This window comes from Streptomyces sp. NRRL F-6492 (assembly GCF_001280125.1).
Lineage (GTDB): Bacteria > Actinomycetota > Actinomycetes > Streptomycetales > Streptomycetaceae > Streptomyces.
In genome coordinates, this window is sequence record NZ_LGEG01000210.1 from 1 (window position 1) to 22,172 (window position 22,172).

Consider the following 22,172-nt stretch of genomic DNA (forward strand, 5'->3'; position numbering starts at 1 on the left):
TCTCAAGGAACGGACGCTTCCTTTGTACTCACCCTCTCGGGCTTTCCTCCGGGCTTTTCCCTTCGGTCTTGCGTTTCCGACTCTATCAGATCTTTCCGACCCGATTTCCTCGGTGCTTTCCGGTCCCTTTCGCTTTCGCTCCGGGGGCCTTTCGGCGTTTCCGACTTTATCAGAAGTTCTGAGTCGGATTTCCCGCCTCCCGTTCGGCCTTCCGGGCGCACGTCGGCGTCGGGGCTTCCTGTTCTGGCGGAGCCGTAAACGTACTGGAGCGGGGCGCCCCGATGCAAATCGAGGTGCCCCGCTCCCCTACTGCGCTGGTCAGACCTCTACGACGACCGGAAGGATCATCGGGCGCCGGCGGTAGGTGTCGGAGACCCACTTGCCGACGGAGCGGCGGATCAGCTGCTGGAGCTGGTGCGGCTCGACGACGCCGTCCTGGAAGGACTTGTTGAGCGCCTGGTCGACCTTCGGGAGCACCGCGTCGAAGGCGGAGTCCTCGATGCCCGAGCCGCGGGCGTGGACGTGGGGGCCGCCCACGATCTTGCCGGTCGACGAGTCGACCACGACGAAGACCGAGATGATGCCCTCCTCGCCGAGGATCCGGCGGTCCTTGAGGGAGGTCTCGGTGACGTCGCCGACCGAGAGGCCGTCGACGTACACGTAACCCGCCTGGACCTTGCCGGTGATCCGGGCGCGGCCGTCGACCAGGTCGACGACGACGCCGTCCTCGGCGATGACGATGTGGTCCTTGGGGATGCCCGTCATCGCGCCGAGCTCGGCGTTGGCGCGCAGGTGGCGCCATTCGCCGTGGACCGGCATGAGGTTCTTCGGACGGCAGATGTTGTAGAAGTACAGCAGCTCGCCGGCCGAGGCGTGGCCCGAGACGTGGACCTTGGCGTTGCCCTTGTGGACGACGTTCGCGCCCCAGCGGGTCAGGCCGTTGATCACGCGGTAGACCGCGTTCTCGTTGCCCGGGATCAGGGAGGACGCGAGGATCACGGTGTCGCCGGGGACGATCCGGATCTGGTGGTCGCGGTTGGCCATGCGGGACAGGGCCGCCATCGGCTCGCCCTGGGAGCCCGTGCAGACGAGCACGACCTCGTCGTCCGGCAGGTCGTCGAGGGTCTTCACGTCCACGACGAGGCCGGCCGGGACCCGGAGGTAGCCCAGGTCTCGGGCGATGCCCATGTTGCGGACCATCGAGCGGCCGACGAAGGCGACCCGGCGCCCGTACTCGTGGGCGGCGTCGAGGATCTGCTGGATGCGGTGCACGTGGCTGGCGAAGCTGGCCACGATGATGCGCTTCGGCGCGTTCGCGAAGACGTTCCGCAGGACGTTCGAGATGTCCCGCTCCGGCGGGACGAAGCCCGGGACCTCGGCGTTCGTCGAGTCGGACAGCAGGAGGTCGATGCCCTCCTCGCTGAGCCGCGCGAACGTGTGCAGGTCGGTGAGGCGGCCGTCCAGCGGCAGCTGGTCCATCTTGAAGTCGCCGGTGGCGACGACCATGCCCGCGGGGGTGCGGACCGCGACCGCGAGCGCGTCCGGGATGGAGTGGTTGACCGCGATGAACTCGCAGTCGAACGCGCCCAGGACCTCCCGGTCGCCCTCCTTCACCTCGAGGGTGTAGGGGCGGATGCGGTGCTCCTGGAGCTTGGCCTCGATCAGGGCGAGGGTCAGCTTGGAGCCGATCAGCGGGATGTCCGGCTTGAGCCGGAGCAGGTAGGGGACGGCACCGATGTGGTCCTCGTGGCCGTGCGTGAGCACGATGCCCTCGATGTCGTCGAGGCGGTCCCGGATGATGGTGAAGTCGGGCAGGATCAGGTCGATGCCGGGCTGCTCCTCCTCGGGGAAGAGGACGCCGCAGTCGACGATGAGCAGACGGCCGTCGAATTCGAAGACCGTCATGTTGCGGCCGATCTCGCCGAGGCCGCCGAGCGGGATGACGCGCAGGGCTCCCTTGGGCAGCTTCGGCGGGGCGCCGAGTTCGGGATGCGGATGACTCAAAAGACTCTCCTCACCACGCGCGCCACGTACCCCTTGGCACGTGGCGCGCATGACAATCGTGCACTTGCTGTTGTGGGTGTTCAGTTGTCCAGACCGTGTTCAGTTGTGAAGTCCGTTGTCAGAGTTCTACCCCGCCGGCGGCCAGGTCGAGCCTGAGCTGCTCCGTCTCCTGTGCGGAGAGTTCCACGAGCGGCAGCCTGAGCGGGCCCGCGGGGAGGTTCTGGAGGGCGAGGGCGGCCTTGGTGGTCATGACGCCCTGGGTGCGGAACATGCCGGTGTAGACCGGGAGCAGCTTCTGGTGGATCTCGGTCGCCTTCTGGACCTCGCCGCCCAGGTGGGCGTCGAGGAGGGCGCGGAGCTCCGGGGTGACCACGTGGCCCACGACGGAGACGAAGCCGCAGGCGCCCACGGAGAGCAGCGGCAGGTTGAGCATGTCGTCGCCGGAGTACCAGGCGAGGCCGGAGCGGGCGATGGCCCAGCTGGCGCGGCCGAGGTCGCCCTTGGCGTCCTTGTTGGCGACGACGCGCGGGTGCTCGGCGAGGCGGACGATCGTCTCGGTGTCGATCGGGACGCCGCTGCGGCCGGGGATGTCGTAGAGCATCACCGGGAGCTCGGTGGCGTCGGCGATGGCCGAGAAGTGCTGGTAGAGGCCCTCCTGCGAGGGCTTGTTGTAGTACGGCGTGACGGCGAGGAGGCCGTGGGCTCCGTCGCGCTCGGCCGTGCGGGCGAGTGCGATCGAGTGGCGGGTGTCGTTGGTGCCGATGCCGGCGACGACGTGGGCGCGGTCGCCGACCGCCTCCAGTACCGCTCGTACCAGCTCCGATTTCTCCGCGTCGCTGGTGGTGGGGGACTCGCCGGTGGTGCCGTTGATGACGAGGCCGTCGTTGCCCGCGTCCACCAGATGGGTGGCGAGCCGCTGGGCACCGTCGAGGTCGAGTGCGCCGTCCGCCGTGAAGGGCGTGACCATGGCGGTGAGGACCCGCCCGAAGGGGGTCTGCGGAGTGGAGATCGGAGCCATGGGTAACACGCTACTCGCTGCTCAGCGCCGGGTGTCCCCCTGGGGGACGGGAGAAAGGGAGCCCGGCGCTGCCTGCTCGGGGGTTCAGCCAGCGCCGGGTCCGTTTGATCAGCCTAGATGAACTTCGTGAAACGTCGCAATACGGACACTTCGCGTCACGAGTCGGACATGTGTGCCCTACGGGGCCACGCGCCCGTTCTTGTTGAAGGCGGCGTGGGTCAGCGGCATCAGCCGGGCCCAGTGCTCCTCCATCCGCTCGCCGACCATCTCGATCTCCCGCTGCGGGAAGGACGGGACCGCGGCCAGTTCGTGCTGGGTGCGCAGGCCCAGGAAGTGCATGAGCGAGCGCGCGTTGCAGGTGGCGTACATCGAGGAGAAGAGGCCGACCGGGAGGACCGCGCGGGCGACCTCGCGGGCGACGCCCGCGGCCAGCATCTCCTGGTACGTCTCGTAGGCCTGCCGGTACGAGTCCTCCATCGAGCGGCTCACCAGGTCGTGCTGCTCCCGGGTGCCCTCGACGAAGACGTACTTGCCGGGGCGCCCCTCCTGGACGAGCTTGCGGGAGGCGTCGGGGACGTAGAAGACCGGCTGGAGCTCCCTGTAGCGGCCCGACTCCTCGTTGTACGACCAGCCCACGCGGTGCCGCATGAACTCGCGGAAGACGAAGATCGGGGCGCTGATGAAGAAGGTCATCGAGTTGTGCTCGAACGGGCTGCCGTGGCGGTCCCGCATCAGGTAGTTGATGAGGCCCTTCGAGCGCTCCGGGTCCTTCTGGAGCTCTTCGAGGGACTGCTCGCCCGCCGTGGAGACCCGGGCGGCCCACAGGACGTCGGAGTCCGCCGCCGCGCTCTTGACCAGGTCGACGGTGACGTCGCTCCGGAAGTCGATCTTCACGTTCTCGGTGGGGCTGTCGCTCACCAGCGGTCCTTCCAGTCGGGGTGCAGCGGCCCACTTTAACGAGGGACCGAGGGGGGATCCTCCGGAGGGCGGACCCCCTCCTACCGGAGGACTACATTCGGCCGGTTTGGTGAAATCCTTGGCGAAATCGGGCACCAAAGGACCGGTTCTGTCGTCTGTACCTGTGAAGCACGACGACACCCGAGGAGAGTGGACCTGATGTTCCGCCGGCGAGAGCCCGTACCGTTCGCGTTCGTCGCGGAGGCCGACCACTTTCGCAGTAACGTCACTCCACCGCCCCGGGAGCGCCCCAGCGCCTCGCAGCTCGTGGGACGCACCCTGCTCGGGCTGACCGTCGTGGCCGGCCTCGTCGGGGCGCTCGTCCTCGGGATGCCCTCGCTCCAGTCGGGTGACTCGGCCACTCGTCAGCAGCAGTCCGAGGCCTCCGACAACCGCTGAGGTAGCCTCACCGGGCACCGCCCCTTCGAGCGTGCTTGTGAGTGAGGATCTGTCGTGCCCCTGCCCTTTCTGACGGCCGACCGTGCTTTTGACGCGAACGACCAGGTCGCCCTGCCGTTCGACGACCACGACCAGTGGCGTCGTCCGTACCGGCCGGGGTCCTGGCGGGTCGGGGCGGCGGCGCTTTCGCTGCTGCTCGCCTCCTTCGTCCTGCTCGCCGCGGTGATCGTCGCCGCGGCGGGCTCCGTCGGCGGCGCGACCGTCACCTTCGGCATCGCCGGACTGATCATCCTGTCCACCCTGCGGATGCTGCGGATGGGCACCTGGGTGAGCCGGGCCGGTGTGCGGCGCGTGGGCTTCCTGTCGACCGTCACCGTGCCGTGGGCCGAGGTGACGTCCGTACGGACCGTCCAGCAGCCGGTGCGCTGGCTGGGACTCCCCCGCACCGTCCAGGGGCAGGCCCTGGTGCTCGGCCGGCAGGGTGGTGAGCAGCGGGTGCTGCTCACCGACCACAACGCCGACTTCCTCTCCCGGGTCGAGGCCTTCGACCGGGCGGCCGACACGGTCGAGGCCTGGAGCGCCGAGTACGGCCCGGTGCCGGCCCCGGCGTCGGCACCGGCCGCCGCTACGCGCTGACCGGTCGCCCCTCGTGGAGCGCGATGGCCCGCTGCATCGCCTTGCGGGCCCTGGGGGTGTCGCGGGCGTCGTGATAGGCGACCGCGAGCCGGAACCAGCAGCGCCAGTCCTCGGGTGAGTCCTCCGTCTCGGCCTTGCGCCGGGCGAAGACCTCGTCGGCCGAGTCCCGGTCGATCCGGCCGCCCGCCGTGCGCGCCGGCTCGTCGACGGGCAGACCGCCCTCCGCCTCCAGTTCGGCGGCCAGGCGGTTCGCCCGGCGGGCGAAGCGGGTGTTCTTCCAGAGGAACCAGGCGCCGACCAGGGGCAGCAGGAACGCCACCGCGCCCATGCCCATGGCGGCCGGTTCGCCGGTGAGGAGCAGCAGGACGCCCTCCATCGCCACCACGCCGAAGACCAGCACGAGCACGGTGGAGAGGAAGACGTACGTGATCTTTCCGCCCATGGCCGTCAGCCCAGGTCCAGGAAGTGCTCCAGGCCGAAGGTGAGGCCGGGAGTACCGGTCACGCGACGGGCCCCGAGCAGGATGCCCGGCATGAAGCTGGAGTGGTGCAGGGAGTCGTGCCGGACGGTGAGGGTCTCGCCCTCGCCGCCGAGGAGCACCTCCTGGTGGGCGAGGAGCCCGCGCAGGCGCACGGCGTGCACCGGGACGCCGTCGACGTCGGCGCCGCGCGCGCCGTCCAGGGCCGTGGTCGTGGCGTCGGGCTGCGGGGCGCAGCCTGCCTTCGACCGGGCCTCGGCGATCAGCTGGGCGGTGCGGGTGGCGGTGCCCGAGGGGGCGTCGACCTTGTTCGGGTGGTGCAGCTCGACGACCTCGACCGACTCGAAGTACGGGGCCGCGATCTGGGCGAACCTCATCGTGAGGACCGCGCCGATGGAGAAGTTCGGGGCGATGAGGACGCCGGTCCCCGGGGAGGCGTCGAGCCGGGTCCGCAGCTGCGCGAGGCGCTCCTCGGTCCAGCCGGTGGTGCCGACGACGGCGTGCATGCCGTGCCGCAGGCAGAAGTCGAGGTTCTCCATCACCGAGGCGGGCGTGGTCAGTTCGACCACGACCTGGGCGTCCGCCTCGACGAGCTTCTGCAGCCCGTCGCCGCGGCCGAGGGCCGCGACCAGTTCCATGTCCTCGGCGGCCTCGACGGCCCGGACCGCTTCGGAGCCGATGCGGCCCCGTGCTCCGAGGACCGCCACGCGCAGCTTGCTCATTGCTCTTCCTTAAGGGGACTCGTGGGTCAGGAGACCGCTCGCTGGAGGCGGTCGGCCTGCTTGTCCTTCAGCGGGCCGATCACCGCGAGCGAGGGCCGCTGCTCCAGTACATCGCGGGCGACGTCCCGGACCTCGTCCGGGGTGACGGCGGCGATCCGGGACAGCATGTCGTCGACCGACATCTGGGTGCCCCAGCACAGCTCGCTCTTGCCGATGCGGTTCATCAGCGCGCCGGTGTCCTCCAGGCCGAGCACGGTCGAGCCGGAGAGCTGGCCGACGGCGCGGCGGATCTCCTCGTCCGTGAGGCCGTCGGAGGCGACCTTGTGCAGCTCGTCCCGGCAGATCTTCAGGACGTCGTGGACCTGGCCGGGCCGGCAGCCCGCGTACACCCCGAAGAGGCCGCAGTCGGCGAAGCCCGAGGTGTACGAGTACACGCTGTAGGCCAGGCCGCGCTTCTCGCGGACCTCCTGGAAGAGGCGGGAGGACATGCCGCCGCCGAGGGCGGTGTTCAGCACGCCGAGGGCCCAGCGGCGCTCGTCGGTGCGGGCCAGGCCCGGCATGCCGAGGACCACGTGGGCCTGCTCGGTCTTGCGGTTCAGGAGCTCGACGCGGCCCGCCGCGCGCAGGGTGCGCCGGCCGTCGCGGGGGGCGACGGGGACGGCGTCGGTGCGGGTGAGGGCGCCGGCCTTATCGAAGGCGCGGCGGACCTGGCGCACCACCGTGGCGTGGTCGACGTTGCCGGCGGCGGCGACGACCAGGTGGGTCGGGTCGTAGTGCTTCTTGTAGAAGCGGGCGATCTGGCCGCGGGTGAGCGCGTTGACGGTGTCGACGGTGCCGAGGACCGGGCGGCCGAGCGGGGTGTCGCCGAACATCGTCTGCGCGAACAGCTCGTGCACGACGTCGCCGGGGTCGTCCTCGGTCATCGCGATCTCTTCGAGGATGACGCCGCGCTCGGCGTCCACGTCCTCTTCGAGGACGAGCGAGCCGGTGAGCATGTCGCAGACGACGTCGATCGCGAGCGGCAGGTCGGTGTCGAGGACCCGCGCGTAGTAGCAGGTGTACTCCTTCGCCGTGAAGGCGTTCATCTCGCCGCCGACCGCGTCGATCGCGGCGGAGATGTCGAGGGCGGACCGCTCGTGGGTGCCCTTGAAGAGGAGGTGCTCCAGGTAGTGGGTCGCGCCGTTGAGCGTCGGAGTCTCGTCACGGGACCCGACGTGCGCCCAGATGCCGAAGGTGGCGGAGCGGACGGAGGGGAGGGTCTCGGTGACGATGCGGAGGCCGCCGGGGAGGGTCGTGCGGCGGACCGTGCCGATGCCGTCCCTGCCCGGGAGAAGCGTTTGGGTACGGGCGACGGCCCGCCCCTCCGAGGAGGGGCGGGCCGTCGCGCGGGAACTACGGGACGTCACTTGGCGGTGTCGTCCTTGTCACCCTCGGCGTCCTCGTCCGCGATCACGGGGATCAGGGAGAGCTTGCCGCGCTGGTCGATCTCGGCGATCTCGACCTGGACCTTGGAGCCGATCGCGAGCACGTCCTCGACGTTCTCCACGCGCTTGCCACCGGCGAGCTTGCGGATCTGCGAGATGTGCAGCAGGCCGTCCTTGCCGGGCATGAGGGAGACGAAGGCACCGAAGGTGGTGGTCTTGACGACCGTACCCAGGTAGCGCTCGCCGACCTCCGGCATGGTCGGGTTGGCGATGCCGTTGATCGTGGCGCGGGCGGCCTCGGCCTGCGAGCCCTGCTGGGCACCGATGTAGATGGTGCCGTCGTCCTCGATCGTGATCTCGGCGCCGGTGTCCTCCTGGATCTGGTTGATCATCTTGCCCTTGGGGCCGATGACCTCGCCGATCTTGTCCACGGGGATCTTGACGGTGATGATCCGCGGGGCGTTCGGGGACATCTCGTCCGGCGTGTCGATCGCTTCCATCATCACGTCGAGGATGTGGAGGCGGGCGTCGCGGGCCTGCTTGAGGGCCGCGGCCAGGACGGAGGCCGGGATGCCGTCCAGCTTGGTGTCGAGCTGGAGGGCGGTGACGAAGTCCTTCGTACCGGCGACCTTGAAGTCCATGTCGCCGAAGGCGTCCTCCGCACCGAGGATGTCGGTGAGGGCGACGTAGTGCGTCTGGCCGTCGATGTCCTCGGAGATCAGGCCCATGGCGATGCCGGCGACGGGGGCCTTGAGGGGCACACCGGCGTTCAGCAGCGACATGGTGGAGGCGCAGACCGAGCCCATCGACGTCGAACCGTTGGAGCCGAGGGCCTCGGACACCTGGCGGATCGCGTAGGGGAACTCCTCGCGGGTCGGGAGGACCGGCACGAGGGCGCGCTCGGCGAGGGCGCCGTGGCCGATCTCGCGGCGCTTGGGCGAGCCCACGCGGCCGGTCTCGCCGACGGAGTACGGCGGGAAGTTGTAGTTGTGCATGTAGCGCTTGCGGGTCACCGGGGAGAGGGTGTCCAGCTGCTGCTCCATGCGGAGCATGTTGAGGGTGGTGACGCCCAGGATCTGGGTCTCGCCACGCTCGAACAGCGCCGAGCCGTGCACGCGCGGGATGGCCTCGACCTCGGCCGCGAGCGTACGGATGTCGGTGAGGCCACGGCCGTCGATGCGGACCTTGTCCTTGATGACGCGCTCGCGGACCAGCTTCTTGGTCAGCGCGCGGTAGGCGCCCGAGATCTCCTTCTCGCGGCCCTCGAAGGCCGGGAGGAGCTTCTCGGCGGCGAGCTCCTTGATGCGGTCGAGCTCGGCCTCGCGCTCCTGCTTGCCGGCGATGGTGAGCGCCTTGGAGAGCTCGCCCTTGACGGCGGCGGTGAGCGCCTCCAGGACGTCGTCCTGGTAGTCCAGGAAGACCGGGAACTCGCCGGTGGGCTTGGCGGCCTTGGCGGCGAGGTCCGACTGGGCCTTGCAGAGGGCCTTGATGAAGGGCTTCGCGGCCTCGAGACCGGCGGCGACGATCTCCTCGGTCGGCGCCTCGGCGCCGTCCTTGACGAGCTGCACGGTCTTCTCGGTGGCCTCGGCCTCGACCATCATGATCGCGACGTCGCCGTCCTCCAGGACGCGACCGGCGACGACCATGTCGAAGACGGCGTCCTCGAGCTCGGTGTGCGTCGGGAACGCGACCCACTGGCCCTTGATCAGGGCGACGCGGGTGGCGCCGATGGGGCCGGAGAAGGGCAGGCCCGCCAGGATCGTGGAGGCGGAGGCGGCGTTGATCGCGACCACGTCGTACAGGTGGTCGGGGTTGAGCGCCATGATCGTCTCGACGATCTGGATCTCGTTGCGCAGGCCCTTCTTGAAGGAGGGGCGCAGCGGCCGGTCGATCAGACGGCAGGTGAGGATCGCGTCCTCGGAGGGGCGGCCCTCCCGGCGGAAGAAGGAGCCGGGGATCTTGCCGGCCGCGTACTGCCGCTCCTCGACGTCCACCGTCAGGGGGAAGAAGTCGAGCTGGTCCTTGGGGCGCTTCGAGGCGGTGGTCGCCGAGAGGACCATCGTGTCGTCGTCCAGGTAGGCGACGGCGGAGCCGGCGGCCTGCTTGGCCAGACGGCCGGTCTCGAAGCGGATGGTGCGGGTGCCGAAGGTGCCGTTGTCGATGACGGCCTCGGCGTAGTGGGTCTCGTTCTCCACTATGGGGTTCTCCTACGTGTTCGTCTTTGCGTCCGGGGCCCGTGTGGCCGGGGACGGTGTGCGACGGCGGCGCAGAAGCTCGCACTCGGGGGCGGGCCGGTCTTCGATCGAAGCACCCGGGATTCGGTTCCGGGGGCCACTACCGAGGACCGGCGGCTGGCCGGCGGCTTCTCGCTCGTCGTATGGGGTTGTAGCTACCAGACTAAATGTCCGGACGCACTTCGCGCACGTACAGCAGCACGTGCGACAGCGCGCAAGGCAGGGCGTACGGCAAAGGGAGCGGCCCCCTGACAGGGGGAACCGCTCCCTTCACGGCGTCTTACTTGGCGCCGCCGGCCGCACCGCGGCGGATGCCGAGGCGGTCGACCAGCGTACGGAAGCGCTGGATGTCCTTCTTGGCCAGGTACTGCAGCAGGCGGCGGCGCTGGCCGACCAGGATCAGCAGACCACGACGGGAGTGGTGGTCGTGCTTGTGCTGCTTGAGGTGCTCGGTCAGGTCCGAGATGCGACGGGACAGCATCGCGACCTGGACCTCGGGGGAGCCGGTGTCGCCCTCCTTGGTGCCGAACTCGGCCATGATCTGCTTCTTGACGGCGGCGTCGAGAGCCACGCGGATCTCCTCTTGGTTCGTGCGCCCGCGAGTGCCCCTGGTCCAGTTCTCAGGGGAAGCTTCCGTGACTCGGCGGGCGAAGGTCCGATGGGCGCAGCTTCCAGAGGCTCGGAGGCTTCCGGGAGCGCGTACACAAACGGCCGTCACACAGCGTACCAGGGCTCAGGATGTCATCGCCCGGACGGAGTGGTAGACGTCGAAGACCGCGAGGCAGAGCGGCAGCAGCGTGAGCAGGACGAAGGTCTCGGCGATCTCCAGGAAGCGGCCCCAGAAGGGGGTGACGCCCTTGCGCGGGACGATCAGGCCGATGGCGGTGATCAGCGCGGCGACGCCCGCGACGGCGGCGGAGAGCCAGATCGTACGGATGTCCAGGCCGGTGCCATCGCCCTTGAGGGCCTCCTGGATCAGCTCCGGGGGCGGGTTGAGGCAGAGGCCGAGGCCGAGCAGCACCAGGGCGCCGAGGCCGGCCCCGAGGGCGCAGCCGACCTGCGCGGTGTAGCGGAAGAGGTGGGCGCGCATCAGCATGGCGACGCCGGTGGCGAGCGCCAGGAGCTGTCCCCAGACGTTCTCGGAGAAGCCGAGGACGGCGGAGGCGGTGACGGCGACGAGGGCGCAGCCGCCGACGAGGCCGACCATGAGCTCGTGGCCGCGGCGGGCCTGCGCGGCGATGCGGACGGCGTCGACCGGGCCCTGGGGCTCGGCCTCGGTGCCGTAGCCGCCGACGGCGGTCCTGGGCGGGTCGAAGCCGATGGGGAGCCGGGCGAACCGGGTGGAGAGCCCGGGCAGGAAGGCGAGGGCGCCGACGGCGAGGGGCGCGCAGACGGCGGCGGTCTCGGACGGCTCCAGGTTCGTCAGCACGGCCACGAAGCCGACGAGGAGGCCGACGGCCGAGGCGAGGACGAACGCGACGAACGGGCCGTCGCCGCCCGGGGAGACGATCGTCAGGATCACGGCGAAGACGAGGACGGCGGCGCAGGCGAGGAGGAACTGGAGCTTGCCGATGCCCTGCCCGGCCGCCAGCGGCAGCAGTCCGGCGCCGGCGACGGCGGCGTTCGCCATGGCGCCGGTGCCCAGCGCCACGGCGGAGCCCCTGTCGTCGTAGACCCGGGCGCGGACGCCGGCGAGCGCCAGGAGCAGTACGCCGGTGACGGCGGCGAGGATGCCCGGCAGGCCGTGCGTGTCGTGCCGGGGGTCGGCCGTCCACAGGACGAAGGCGAGCAGGACGAGGAGGACCGCGCCGCCGAAGAGCCCGGCGCCGCGCATCAGGGCGTCGGACCACAGCGTGCGGTCGCGGGCCACGGCGGAGGCCACGGCGTCGGAGACGTCGTCGAAGACGGCGGGCGGCAGGGACTCGGCGAAGGGGCGCAGCGAGAGCAGTTCGCCGTCGAGGATGCGCTGGGCCGCGAGCGAGCGGCCGCCGTCGAGGACGGTGCCGTCGCGGCGCACCAGGTGGTAGCCGACCGGGGCGCCCGGCGCCGGGGTCTGGCCGGACAGGCGGAGGACCTCCGGATAGAGGTCCGCGACCGCGACGTCCTCGGGCAGGGCGACGTCGACGCGGCCGTCGGGCGCGACGACCGTGACCCGGCAGAAGCCGGTGCCGCCGTGGAACACGGCCGCGGGGGCCGACTGGCCCGGTCCGCTGGCCGTGGCTGGGGCCGTCATACTCACCTGCTGCTTCCCCTCGTGGTGGTCCTGGCCGGCAGGCCTGGCGGCGCACTCCGAGCGCTGTGGGATCCCGGTGCGACGCGCCCTGGACGATGCGCTCCGAACGATGCGTTCCGAATGACCCTTTTTTGCGATAGCTCATGGGCGCGCAAACGTTTCGGGTCACCCTACCGCCCACCCGCGACGGTGCACCAAAGTAAGATCCCTCCCCGCGGATGGAACTCGTCGCCACGGGGGCGCCCAGAGGAACTTTCCGTCCGGCAACGGAAATTGGTGAGCTGTGAGTCAGATCGTCGTCAAGCGCCCACCACGGGCTCTGCCCTCCGAAGTGCCGAGCGAGCAGGTGCAGTTGCAACCCCCTCCGGAGCTGCCCAGGGGACAGCAGGAGGGCGCCCTGATGCAGCTCCTGCCGATGCTCGGCATGGGCGGTTCGGTGGTCTTCTTCTTCATGACGCCGAACCCGATCATGCGCATCATGGGCATGATCATGATCGCCTCGACGGTCGCCATGGCGATCGCGATGCTGGTCCGCTACCGGCGCGGGACGCAGGGGCAGCTCGCCGACCTGCGGCGCGACTACCTGAAGTACCTGACCCAGACGCGGCGCGCCGTCCTGAGGACCGCCCGCCTCCAGCGCGACGCGCAGTTCTACCTGCACCCGGCGCCCGAGCAGTTGTGGGCGCTGGTCGCCGAGGGCAGCCGGGTCTGGGAACGGCGCATCGGCGACGACGACTTCGCGCAGGTCCGCGTCGGACTCGGCAGCCAGCAGCTCGCGACTCCGCTCGTCGCCCCCGAAACCGCCCCCGTGGACGAGTTGGAGCCGCTGACCGCCGGTGCGATGCGGCAGTTCCTCACCGCGCACGGCACCCTGGACGGCCTGCCCATGGCCGTGTCGCTGCGCGCCTTCTACCACCTCACCGTGAGCGGGGACGGCGACTCCGCGCGTTCCACCGCGCGCGCCATGATCGGCTCGCTCGCGGCGCTGCACTCCCCCGAGGACCTGGTCGTCGCCGTCGCCGTGGACGGCGGGGCGGCGCCCGCGTGGGAGTGGGCGAAGTGGCTGCCGCACGTGCAGGCTTCGGGGCCCGGGGACGGCGCGGGCAGCCGGCGCCTGATCACCACGGACGCGCGCGAACTGCAGGACATGCTCGACGCCCGGCTCGAAGGACGCCCCCGCTTCCAGGGCGCCGGCCATCCGCTGCTCGACCACCCGCACCTCGTCGTCGTGCTCGACGGCCAGTCGGTCCCGCAGACCTCGGCGCTCGCCTCCCCCGAGGGCATCCAGGGCGTGACGATCATCGAGGTCGTGCAGGGCCGGAACACCGGGGCCCGCGGCGACCTGTCCGTGATCGTGGAGGGCGACTCGCTGCGCCTGGAGTCCGGGCACGGGCACGTGTACGACGGGGCGCCCGACCGGCTGGGCCCGGACGTCGCCGAGGCGCTCGCCCGCCAGCTCGCCCCGCTGCGGGTCGCGTCCGGTGCGGACGACGACGAACCGCTGCTGGCCAACCTGGACTTCACCGACCTGCTGAACCTCGGCGACGCGGCGTCGGTCGACGTCGCCCGCACCTGGCGTCCCCGTTCCCGCTCGGAGCGGCTGCGGGTGCCGATCGGCGTCGGCGAGGACGGCGTCCCGGTGATGCTCGACCTCAAGGAGGCGGCACAGGAGGGCATGGGCCCGCACGGCCTGTGCGTGGGCGCGACCGGTTCCGGCAAGTCGGAGCTGCTGCGCACGCTCGTCCTCGGCCTGGCGGTGACGCACTCCTCCGAGACGCTGAACTTCGTCCTCGCGGACTTCAAGGGCGGCGCCACCTTCGCCGGCATGTCGCAGATGCCGCACGTCGCCGCGGTGATCACCAACCTGGCGGACGACCTCACGCTGGTGGACCGCATGGGCGACTCCATCCGGGGCGAGCTGAACCGGCGCCAGGAGATGCTGCGCGACGCGGGCAACTACGCCAACATCCACGACTACGAGAAGGCCCGCGCGGCGGGCGCGCCGCTCCAGCCGATCCCGTCGCTCGTCCTCGTCATCGACGAGTTCAGCGAGCTGCTCACGGCCATGCCGGACTTCATCGAGATGTTCGTGCAGATCGGCCGCATCGGGCGTTCGCTCGGCGTGCACCTGCTGCTGGCCTCGCAGCGCCTGGAGGAGGGCCGGCTGCGCGGCCTGGAGACGTACCTCTCGTACCGGATCGGTCTGCGGACCTTCTCCGCCGCCGAGTCCCGCGCGGCCATCGGCGTGCCCGACGCCTACACGCTGCCGAACGTGCCCGGTTCCGGGTACCTCAAGTACGGCACCGACGAGATGGTCCGCTTCAAGGCGGCGTACGTCTCCGGGGTGTACCGGACGAACCAGCACGCCGTCGTGCCGGGCGGGCCGCTGCCGGTGGACCGCCGGCCGGCCCTGTTCACCGCGGGGCACGTCCCGGTCCACCACGTCGAACCGGTCGCCCGGGGGCGGGTGCCCGAGGCCCGCAGGCCGGAGGACGACGCGCTGGCCGACTCGGTGCTCGACGTGATCGTGCGCCGGCTGGAGGGGCGCGGCGTCGAGGCGCACCAGGTGTGGCTGCCGCCGCTCGACAACCCGCCGCCGCTCGACTCGGTCCTGCCCGGTCTCGCGGGTGTGGAGGGCCGGGGCCTGACGCAGCAGGGGTACGAGGGGGCCGGCAGGCTCGTCGTACCGCTGGGCGTCGTGGACAAGCCGTACGAGCAGCGCCGCGACACGCTCTACCGGGACTTCTCCGGCGCCGCGGGCCACATGCAGATCATCGGCGGTCCGCAGTCCGGAAAGTCGACGCTGCTGCGGACGATCGTCTCCGCCTTCGCGCTGACCCACACCCCGCACGAGGTGCAGTTCTACGGCCTCGACTTCGGTGGTGGCGGTCTGTCCTCGGTCGCGGGGCTTCCGCACGTCGGCGGGGTGGCGTCCCGGCTCGATCCCGAGCGGGTGCGCCGCACGGTGGCCGAGGTCTACGGCGTCATGTCGCGCCGCGAGGAGTACTTCCGCAGTGCGGGCGTCGACTCCATAGCGACGTACCGCAGGCTCCGGGCCCGCGGCGACATCTCGGTGAAGGACCAGCCGTGGGGCGACGTCTTCCTCGTGATCGACGGCTGGGGCAACTTCCGCACCGAGTACGAGGGTCTGGAGGCCGCCGTCGTCGACATCGCCGCGCGCGGGCTCGGCTACGGCATCCACGTGATCCTGACGGCCTCGCGCTCCATGGAGGTCCGCGCCAACCTCAAGGACCACCTGATGAACAGGCTGGAACTGCGGCTCGGCGACACGATGGACTCCGAGCTGGACCGCAAGATCGCCGCCAACGTGCCGACGGGCGTGCCCGGCCGCGGTCTGACGCCGGAGAAGCTGCACTTCATGGCGGCCGTGCCGCGCATCGACGGCATCAGCTCCGACAGCGACCTGTCCGAGGCGACGGCCGCGATGACGCAGGAGGTCACGCGCCACTGGACGGCGCCGGGCGCGCCGGAGGTGCGGCTGCTGCCGCGCGAGCTGGACGTGCGCGAGCTGCCCGCCGGTCACGCGGAGCCGGGGCGCGGCGTCGCGTTCGCCATCGACGAGAACGGCCTGGAGCCGGTCTTCGTGGACTTCGACCGCGACCCGTTCTTCCTGGTCTTCGGCGAGAGCGAGTCGGGCAAGTCGAACCTGCTGCGGTTGCTCATCAAGCAGATCTCGGAGCGGTACGACGGGAGCACGGCGAAGTTCTTCGTGATCGACAACCGGCGGGCGCTGCTCGACGTCGCCCCGGCGAGCCACCTCGCGGAGTACGTGCCCATGTCGAACAACATGGAGCACCACGTGGACGCGCTCGCCGACCTGATGCGGCGCCGCTCGCCTTCGGCGGACGTCACGGCGCAGCAGCTGCGGGAGCGCAGCTGGTGGCAGGGACCGTCCCTCTTCGTGGTCGTGGACGACTACGACCTGGTGTCCACGTCCAGCGGCAACCCGCTGGCGAAGCTGACGGAGATGCTGCCGTTCGCGCGGGACGTGGGCGTCCGCTTCATCATCGCGCGCAGCGCGGCCGGTGCGAGCCGGGCGGCGTACGAGTCCTTCATGCAGCGGATGATGGAGCTCGGCGCCCAGGGCGTCCTGCTCTCCGGCGACCCGCAGGAGGGCGACGTGCTCGGCGGCGTCCGCATGCGGCCGATGCCGGCGGGCCGGGGCGTCTACGTGTCGCGGCAGCGGGGGAACCCGCTGGTGCAGACCGGCCGCGTGCCGGAGGTGTGACGGTGCGGACGATCGCGTTCTGGTTCGGGGGCCCGGCCCTGCTGTTCCTGCTGCTCGCGTGCGTGGGCCCGGCGAGGTTCGACGTGTATCTCCGGCGCTCCACCGACCCGGAGGTCCGGGCCTCCCGGCTCCGGACGCACCGCTTCGCGAGGGGTGTTCGCGGTGCTCGCGGCGGTGTCGGCGTGGCAGTGCGCGGACCGCTTCCGACTGGCGGCGAAGTGGGGGACGGACGGGCGCGGGGCGGTCGTGCGGTACGTGGACGAGGCGGACGCGGCGGCACGACCGGCCGGTGACGGAGGCCCACCGTAGGACGGGCCCACAACGACAGACCATCCACGAGCACGGGGGAAGGAACCACGGCATGGCGTGGGAAGAACGGGAGCGGCCGAAGTCCTCGGCCGCCGGACAGGATCCGACACGGATGCGGCTGAACCGGCTGCCCGACGAGCGGGAGGAGAACCGCGGCGGCGGCACCGAGGGCGACCTCACGGTGGACGACCAGGACCTCGCCGCGGTCGGGAACAGCGCGTTCGAGCTGTTCGAGGGCCTGGGGAACCACGGTCGTGACGCGTGGTCCAGCAGCCAGACCGCGGCCAAGGACCTCACGGCGCAGGAGTTCGAGCTGGGCGGCGACTCGACCGCGGCCCGGGTGCTGCGGACCGTCGCTGAGCAGACGGACCACGGCTTCTCCGGCGTCTCGTACAAGGACCGGGACTCCGCCGCCGAGGCGATGCGGCGCGCCGACGACCTGGCGAAGCTGGCGAAGCACCCCGAGAAGATGTCCGGCGCGGAGCTGAAGGAGTTCAACGAAACCCTGGCGAAGTACAAGGACGACCAGCTCTTCTCCGCCCGGTTCGCGACGCAGCTGGGGGCCGGGGGCACGCTCCGGTTCTGGACCGAGATGGCGGACCTCCACATGGGCGCCCGGGACGGCGAACTCAAGTGGATGGAGGAGTTCCAGAAGAACCTGAGCATGACGCTCGCCACCGCGACGCTCTCCGACACCGACGCGATGCAGTCCTGGAAGAAGGACCTGGTCGACCAGTCGAACAAGAACTTCGTCTCCGGCGCCGTCAGCGTGCCGGGGCGGACGGTGGGCGCGTACGGCCACCAGGTGATCAGCGGTCTGATGCACCACGGGAAGTACGACGCGGAGTTCCTCGACGCGTACGGCAAGCAGCTCCTCAAGCAGGACATGGCACCGGCCGGCGCCCCCGGCATCGGCTCCAAGGGCCTGTGGCGGGGCGACAACCACCAGCTCACGGACCTGGTGTTCGGCAAGGGCGACGGGCGCGACCCCCTGGTGGGCTTCATGGGGGCGCTGTCCCACAGCCCGGAGGCCGCCACGAACACCTTCGACGACAGGAAGGTCCTGGAGCACGTCCTGGAGAGCGCGAAGTACACCGACCGGGACACGGCGGTGGGCCGTGCGCCGGAGGCCGCCGTCATGGGCGTCGGCGCGGGCGAGAAGCCGGACGGGCCCGCTCCGCACACCGCGACCCAGGTCGGGATCATGAAGAACGTCACGCACATGGTGGCGCAGCCGGGCGGCGGATCGGACCTGGTGGGCAAGGGGCTCGGGGACAGCTTCGGGAACATGGCGAGCGCGTACGTGCCGGAGATCAGCCGCGCGATGGCCGGCAAGGGAGCCGAGTCCATCTTCCTGACGGACAGCGCCCTCCCCGACGGACTCGACAAGACGGACGTGACGAGATTCCTGTACGAGGTCGCCCAGGACACCGACGGCCGAGCGGGCATCGTCCTCGGCCAGAGCGTCTACACCTCCAGCCTGATGGAGGCGCACATCGCCAATCCGTCCTTGTACGACGGGGGGCCCGCGGAGGCCGTCCGGACGGTCTCGGAGAGCGCCGGCGTCATCCAGGGCGTCGTCGGACACGCCAACGCGGATGCGGCCATAGCGGGTGAACTCGCCAGCGAGAAGGACCAGAACGACGCGCTGAAGACGAAGGGGGACCTGTTCAAGGGCATCGCCGGTGCGGGAATCGGCGTGGCAGCGGCGGCTTTCGTTCCCCAGACCATGGTCGGTGGGGTGATCGGGGCGTCGGCGGGCGGCTACTTCGGCGGTGTCGCCGGCACAGCGATCGACCGTCTCATGGAGGGCCGGCAGGCGCAGGGCGCCTTGGACCAGATCCGCGACGCGGTGAAGGACGGCTGGGTGGACAGTGACTCGATCCTCGAGGACGCTCATGCCCGGCCGGCGGCGTGACCCCGCGCACGGAAGGCCTTCGGGACGCTGCGGACCCGGTGCCGACGGCGGTCGACGAGTCTCCACGTACGGAAAGGGCCGGAAAGGCGATGCGGGGCGTGATCGGGAAGCGGACGGCGGCGGTGGGAGCGGCCTGCGTCCTCATGGCCGGGGCGGTCTTCGGGTACGTGGAGGTCTTCACCAAGGGGATCGACCGGCTTCCCGAGAGGCCGTGCGGGGGCGCCGTCGACCGCGGGCTGGCGGCCGACGCGCTGCCTTCCGCGGGGAAGGCGGAGGAGCGCGGGAGGCTCAACACGCGCTCGGACGGAGACTTCCTGTTCGCCTGCTACGTGCGCACCGCGGATTCGACGATCTCCGGAGAGGCCCAGACCGGAGGAGCGACGGAAGCCGAGTGGCGCGAGGCGCACCGGTCCGACCTGGGGGAAGGCGCCGTCCAGGTGTCGGAGGGCGGGGTGCGGGCACTGGCCCTGCCGACCGTCGCCTGGGTGTACGTGCCCTGTACCCCTCGCCGATTCACGGAGAAGACGAGAAGACCGCATTCCCTGACCGTCGAAGCCAGGACCATCGGAGAGACCGGGCTGCACGGCGATGCCCTGCGTCAGGTGGTGCTTGACTTCGCCTACCAGCTGGCGCGGCATTCGTACGGGGCCGGTGAATGCCAGGAGCAGCGGAAATTCTCTGAGGAACTGCCCCGAATAGGTTCCAACCAGCCCTAAACCGCAAGGAGAGGTGACGTCCATGGCATGGGACGAGTGGGAACAGTTGAAGGCCTCGGCGGCCGACAAGGACGCGGCGCGGATGCAGTTGAACGGGTTGCCGCCCGAGGACAGGCCCAACGCGGGCAGTGCGTCCGGGGGGTTCCTCAAGGTCGATCAGCAGGATCTCGCCGCGATCGGTGACGAGGCGTTCAAGTTGTACAACCGGCTGTGGAAGGAGGCGCGGGTCACCTCCACGGACTCGGCCGGGTCCGACCTCTCCTCCCAGGGCTTCGCGCTCGGCGGCGCCCTCCAGCACGTGTCGACGCGCTGGGACAAGCAGCTCGGTTCGGTGATGGACGCGTGCGCGCTCATCTCGAACCACATGGACTTCACGAAGAACGCGCACGCGGGCGACGAGATCTTCATCGAGCGGCACGTCTCCGGCATCCAGACGCTGGACTCGGGCTTCGACGAGGACTGGGCGGGCCAGGGGAAGCCCAATCCGGTCTACGCCGAGAAGGACAAGAAAGACAAGAAGGACTAGAGGAGACCCTGATGGATTTCGAAGCCCTTCACTCGGCGAACTTCAAGCTGCTCGACGACACGGTCTCGGACTGGACGAGCATGCTCACCAAACTCCAGTCCCTGAAGAAGGACGCCCACGACGGTCTGCAGGGCAAGGCCCTGAAGGCCGACTGGGCCGGCGACAACGCGGTGATCGGCCGCGAGTTCGTGGGCAAGACCGCCGGGGAGTTCGGCGACGCCCTCACCCAGGCGACGTCGATACGCGACATCATGCTCGACACCCGGGACGAGCTGAAGACGCAGCAGCGGCTCCTGAAGGAGGCCGTCGAGCGCGGCCGGGGGAAGAACCTCACCGTCACCGCGAGCGGCGGCGGGTTCACCGTACGGGAGAACCCCGACAAGAAGGCCCCCAACGGGCAGAGCGACGTCGACGGACTCCGGGACGAACTCCAGGGGATCCTGAACACGGCGACGGAGATCGACAGCTCCGCCGCCACCTCCCTGAAGGCGCTGGTCGACCTCACCGACCACGGTTTCTCCGACGCGGTGTACAAGGACCGCGACTCGGCGGCGAACGCCGTGAAGGAGGCCGAGAAGCTGGCGGCGATCGCGAAGAAGAAGCCCGAGGACCTCACGCCGGCGGACTTCGACGCGCTCAACGCCGGGCTCGGGAAGTACTCCGGGGATCCGATCTTCGCCGAGCACTTCGCGACCACCCTCGGCCCGAAGGGGACGCTCGACTTCTGGGCCGGTCTGAACGATCCCCACCTCGCCTACAAGGTGGGCCGTGAAAGGGTCGAGCAGTACGACGACCTCCAGAAGAACCTGAGCCTCACGCTGGCCACCGCGACCCAGGCGGACACCCCCGAGATGTCGCGCTGGAAGTACGACATGGTGAACACGGCGGACCAGCCCCTCTCCAAGAACAGCACCACGTTCGGGGCGCAGGTCATGAGCAACCTGATGCGCTGGGGCAACTTCGACGACCAGTTCCTCAAGGACTACGGCACGAAGCTCATCGACACCGAGAAGAAGATGAGCGACAACGGCCGCCACATGCCGGTCGGCTGGCAGCACATGGGCATGGACCCGCTCCTCAACCGCACCGGCACCGACTCCGGCTCGGACCCCATGACCGGCTTCCTCAAGGCGCTCGCCAACAGCCCGGACGCGGCCACGGACTTCTTCAACGCGGACTTCGTGACCAAGGACGAGGACCACGACTTCGAGGAGGACGCCGACGGCAACGGCAAGAACGAGAAGCGCGAGCTGAGCAACTTCGACTACCTATTCGAGGAGCGGGACTGGCCCCAGGACCGGGACGACAAGGGCAAGGACAGCACCGAGGGTCGCAACAACCTCGCGATGGCCCTGGAGGCGGCGACGACCGGGCACCCGGCGGGCGAGATGCCGACCGTGAACACTCCGCCGCACAACAAGGACCAGGCGGAGCTCATGCAGAAGGTCGTCTCCTCGATCTCCGACGATCCCGAGCGGCTGACCAAGCACAGCTACATGACGGACAGCGTCGGCCAGATGGCGTCCGAGTACCTGCCGGACATCAACCGGGCCGTGTCCGACGACAGCCGGGGCAACACAGAGAAGCTGTTCCCCATCGCCGGCACGCCCGCCGCCCTCGATCACTCGGACGTCACGCGCTTCCTGGTCACCGTGGGTCAGGACCCCAAGGGGAACGCGGCCGTCGAGATCGGTCAGGCCAAGTACATGGCCGACCTCATGGATTACCAGCTGAATCCGAACACGCCGGCGGACATGAAGTACCCGCATTCGCCACAGGACACCATCGAGGAGATCTCACGCCGTTCCGCCGAGATCGGCGGCACTCTGGCGGTCGGTCGCCAGGAGGCGATCGTCGGTCCGGCGGCCAAGGAAGCCAAGGACTTCGCCGATTCCGTCGCGCAGCAGAAGAACGCCTGGTCCGGAGCGATCGGTACGGGCATCGGCGTCGGCGTGAGCTTCGTCGCCACGCCCGTCGGCGGAGCGGTCGCGAGCGGTGTCGCCGGCACGGTCAGCTCCGTGGTCCTGGAGCACATCTTCCAGCAGTCCGAGACCGACGTCCTGAAGGACGCGGGAAAGAGTGCCGGGGACCTCTGGCAGGACAGCAAGAAGAAGAACGTCGACATGAGCCAGATCGCGGCCATCGAGGCGGCCAAGGCCCATGGTCTCCCGGATGCCGACCGGGTCGCCGACTGGGCCCGGACCGGAACGTCCGACGGCTTCTCCGACGCCTCCGACAACGCCCGTCACATGGCAGACGACCTGGAGACCGAGATCCAACCCGACTGATCCGCCGCACCGTCACCACGGTGACATCTCATCCGTCCGGCCGCTCCGTTCCGAGGGGCGC

16 protein-coding genes are annotated in these 22,172 nt (G+C 70.1%); 7 read left to right on the top strand and 9 right to left on the bottom strand.

Going from position 1 to position 22,172, the window contains the following annotated elements:
- Window positions 1–318: 318 nt before the first annotated feature.
- The 3 genes from ADL08_RS15695 to thyX all read right to left on the bottom strand — a co-directional run bounded on the left by ADL08_RS15695 (window position 319) and on the right by thyX (window position 3,940).
- Window positions 319–2,004 (bottom strand): ribonuclease J, encoded by a 1,686-nt coding sequence (locus ADL08_RS15695; RefSeq protein ID WP_053643274.1) that lies wholly within the window; start codon window positions 2,002–2,004, stop codon window positions 319–321.
- 118 nt (window positions 2,005–2,122) lie between these two features.
- On the bottom strand, window positions 2,123–3,022 hold the full coding sequence (gene dapA / locus ADL08_RS15700) for a 4-hydroxy-tetrahydrodipicolinate synthase (protein WP_053643276.1): 900 nt from the start codon (window positions 3,020–3,022) through the stop codon (window positions 2,123–2,125).
- A gap of 177 nt (window positions 3,023–3,199) precedes the next feature.
- Complete coding sequence (gene thyX / locus ADL08_RS15705; RefSeq protein WP_053643278.1) at window positions 3,200–3,940, bottom strand: FAD-dependent thymidylate synthase; 741 nt, start codon at window positions 3,938–3,940, stop codon at window positions 3,200–3,202.
- Between the two features lie 198 nt (window positions 3,941–4,138).
- Here thyX and ADL08_RS15710 point away from each other — a divergent pair, with 198 nt between their 5' ends.
- Both ADL08_RS15710 and ADL08_RS15715 read left to right on the top strand, forming a co-directional pair.
- Complete coding sequence (locus tag ADL08_RS15710; protein ID WP_053643280.1) at window positions 4,139–4,378, top strand: hypothetical protein; 240 nt, start codon at window positions 4,139–4,141, stop codon at window positions 4,376–4,378.
- A gap of 54 nt (window positions 4,379–4,432) precedes the next feature.
- Window positions 4,433–5,014 (top strand): hypothetical protein, encoded by a 582-nt coding sequence (locus ADL08_RS15715; protein ID WP_053643282.1) that lies wholly within the window; start codon window positions 4,433–4,435, stop codon window positions 5,012–5,014.
- Here the strand turns inward: ADL08_RS15715 and ADL08_RS15720 are convergent.
- From ADL08_RS15720 to eccD, 6 genes are all read right to left on the bottom strand, one after another.
- The gene (locus ADL08_RS15720) at window positions 5,004–5,456 is read right to left on the bottom strand and encodes a hypothetical protein (protein ID WP_053643284.1); all 453 of its coding nucleotides are present in this window, start codon (window positions 5,454–5,456) and stop codon (window positions 5,004–5,006) included. The two genes, ADL08_RS15715 and ADL08_RS15720, sit on opposite strands and share 11 nt — an antisense overlap.
- 5 nt (window positions 5,457–5,461) lie before the next feature.
- The gene (gene dapB / locus ADL08_RS15725) at window positions 5,462–6,214 is read right to left on the bottom strand and encodes a 4-hydroxy-tetrahydrodipicolinate reductase (RefSeq protein ID WP_053643286.1); all 753 of its coding nucleotides are present in this window, start codon (window positions 6,212–6,214) and stop codon (window positions 5,462–5,464) included.
- Window positions 6,215–6,240: 26 nt separating this feature from the next.
- Window positions 6,241–7,620: a M16 family metallopeptidase gene (locus ADL08_RS15730; protein WP_053643288.1), complete on the bottom strand. Its 1,380-nt coding sequence runs from the start codon at window positions 7,618–7,620 to the stop codon at window positions 6,241–6,243.
- The gene (locus ADL08_RS15735; protein WP_053643291.1) at window positions 7,617–9,833 is read right to left on the bottom strand and encodes a polyribonucleotide nucleotidyltransferase; all 2,217 of its coding nucleotides are present in this window, start codon (window positions 9,831–9,833) and stop codon (window positions 7,617–7,619) included. Before ADL08_RS15735 ends, ADL08_RS15730 begins: the two co-directional genes overlap by 4 nt.
- A 319-nt stretch (window positions 9,834–10,152) precedes the next feature.
- Window positions 10,153–10,443 (bottom strand): 30S ribosomal protein S15, encoded by a 291-nt coding sequence (gene rpsO, locus ADL08_RS15740; protein ID WP_015036567.1) that lies wholly within the window; start codon window positions 10,441–10,443, stop codon window positions 10,153–10,155.
- Window positions 10,444–10,605: 162 nt separating this feature from the next.
- Window positions 10,606–12,105 carry a type VII secretion integral membrane protein EccD gene (gene eccD, locus ADL08_RS15745; protein ID WP_053643293.1) on the bottom strand — a complete coding sequence of 500 codons (1,500 nt, stop codon included), beginning with the start codon at window positions 12,103–12,105 and terminating at the stop codon, window positions 10,606–10,608.
- A 283-nt stretch (window positions 12,106–12,388) separates the two neighbouring features.
- Here eccD and eccCa point away from each other — a divergent pair, with 283 nt between their 5' ends.
- The 5 genes from eccCa (at window position 12,389) to ADL08_RS15770 (ending at window position 22,111) form a co-directional block, all read left to right on the top strand.
- On the top strand, window positions 12,389–16,354 hold the full coding sequence (gene eccCa / locus ADL08_RS15750; RefSeq protein ID WP_053643295.1) for a type VII secretion protein EccCa: 3,966 nt from the start codon (window positions 12,389–12,391) through the stop codon (window positions 16,352–16,354).
- 361 nt (window positions 16,355–16,715) lie between these two features.
- Window positions 16,716–18,581: a hypothetical protein gene (locus ADL08_RS15755; protein WP_053643297.1), complete on the top strand. Its 1,866-nt coding sequence runs from the start codon at window positions 16,716–16,718 to the stop codon at window positions 18,579–18,581.
- A 98-nt stretch (window positions 18,582–18,679) separates the two neighbouring features.
- Window positions 18,680–19,297, top strand: a complete 618-nt coding sequence (locus tag ADL08_RS15760) for a hypothetical protein (RefSeq protein WP_159043085.1) — start codon at window positions 18,680–18,682, stop codon at window positions 19,295–19,297.
- Between the two features lie 22 nt (window positions 19,298–19,319).
- Window positions 19,320–19,823, top strand: a complete 504-nt coding sequence (locus ADL08_RS15765) for a hypothetical protein (protein WP_053643302.1) — start codon at window positions 19,320–19,322, stop codon at window positions 19,821–19,823.
- Window positions 19,824–19,834: 11 nt separating this feature from the next.
- On the top strand, window positions 19,835–22,111 hold the full coding sequence (locus ADL08_RS15770; RefSeq protein WP_053643304.1) for a DUF6571 family protein: 2,277 nt from the start codon (window positions 19,835–19,837) through the stop codon (window positions 22,109–22,111).
- Window positions 22,112–22,172: the final 61 nt, after the last annotated feature.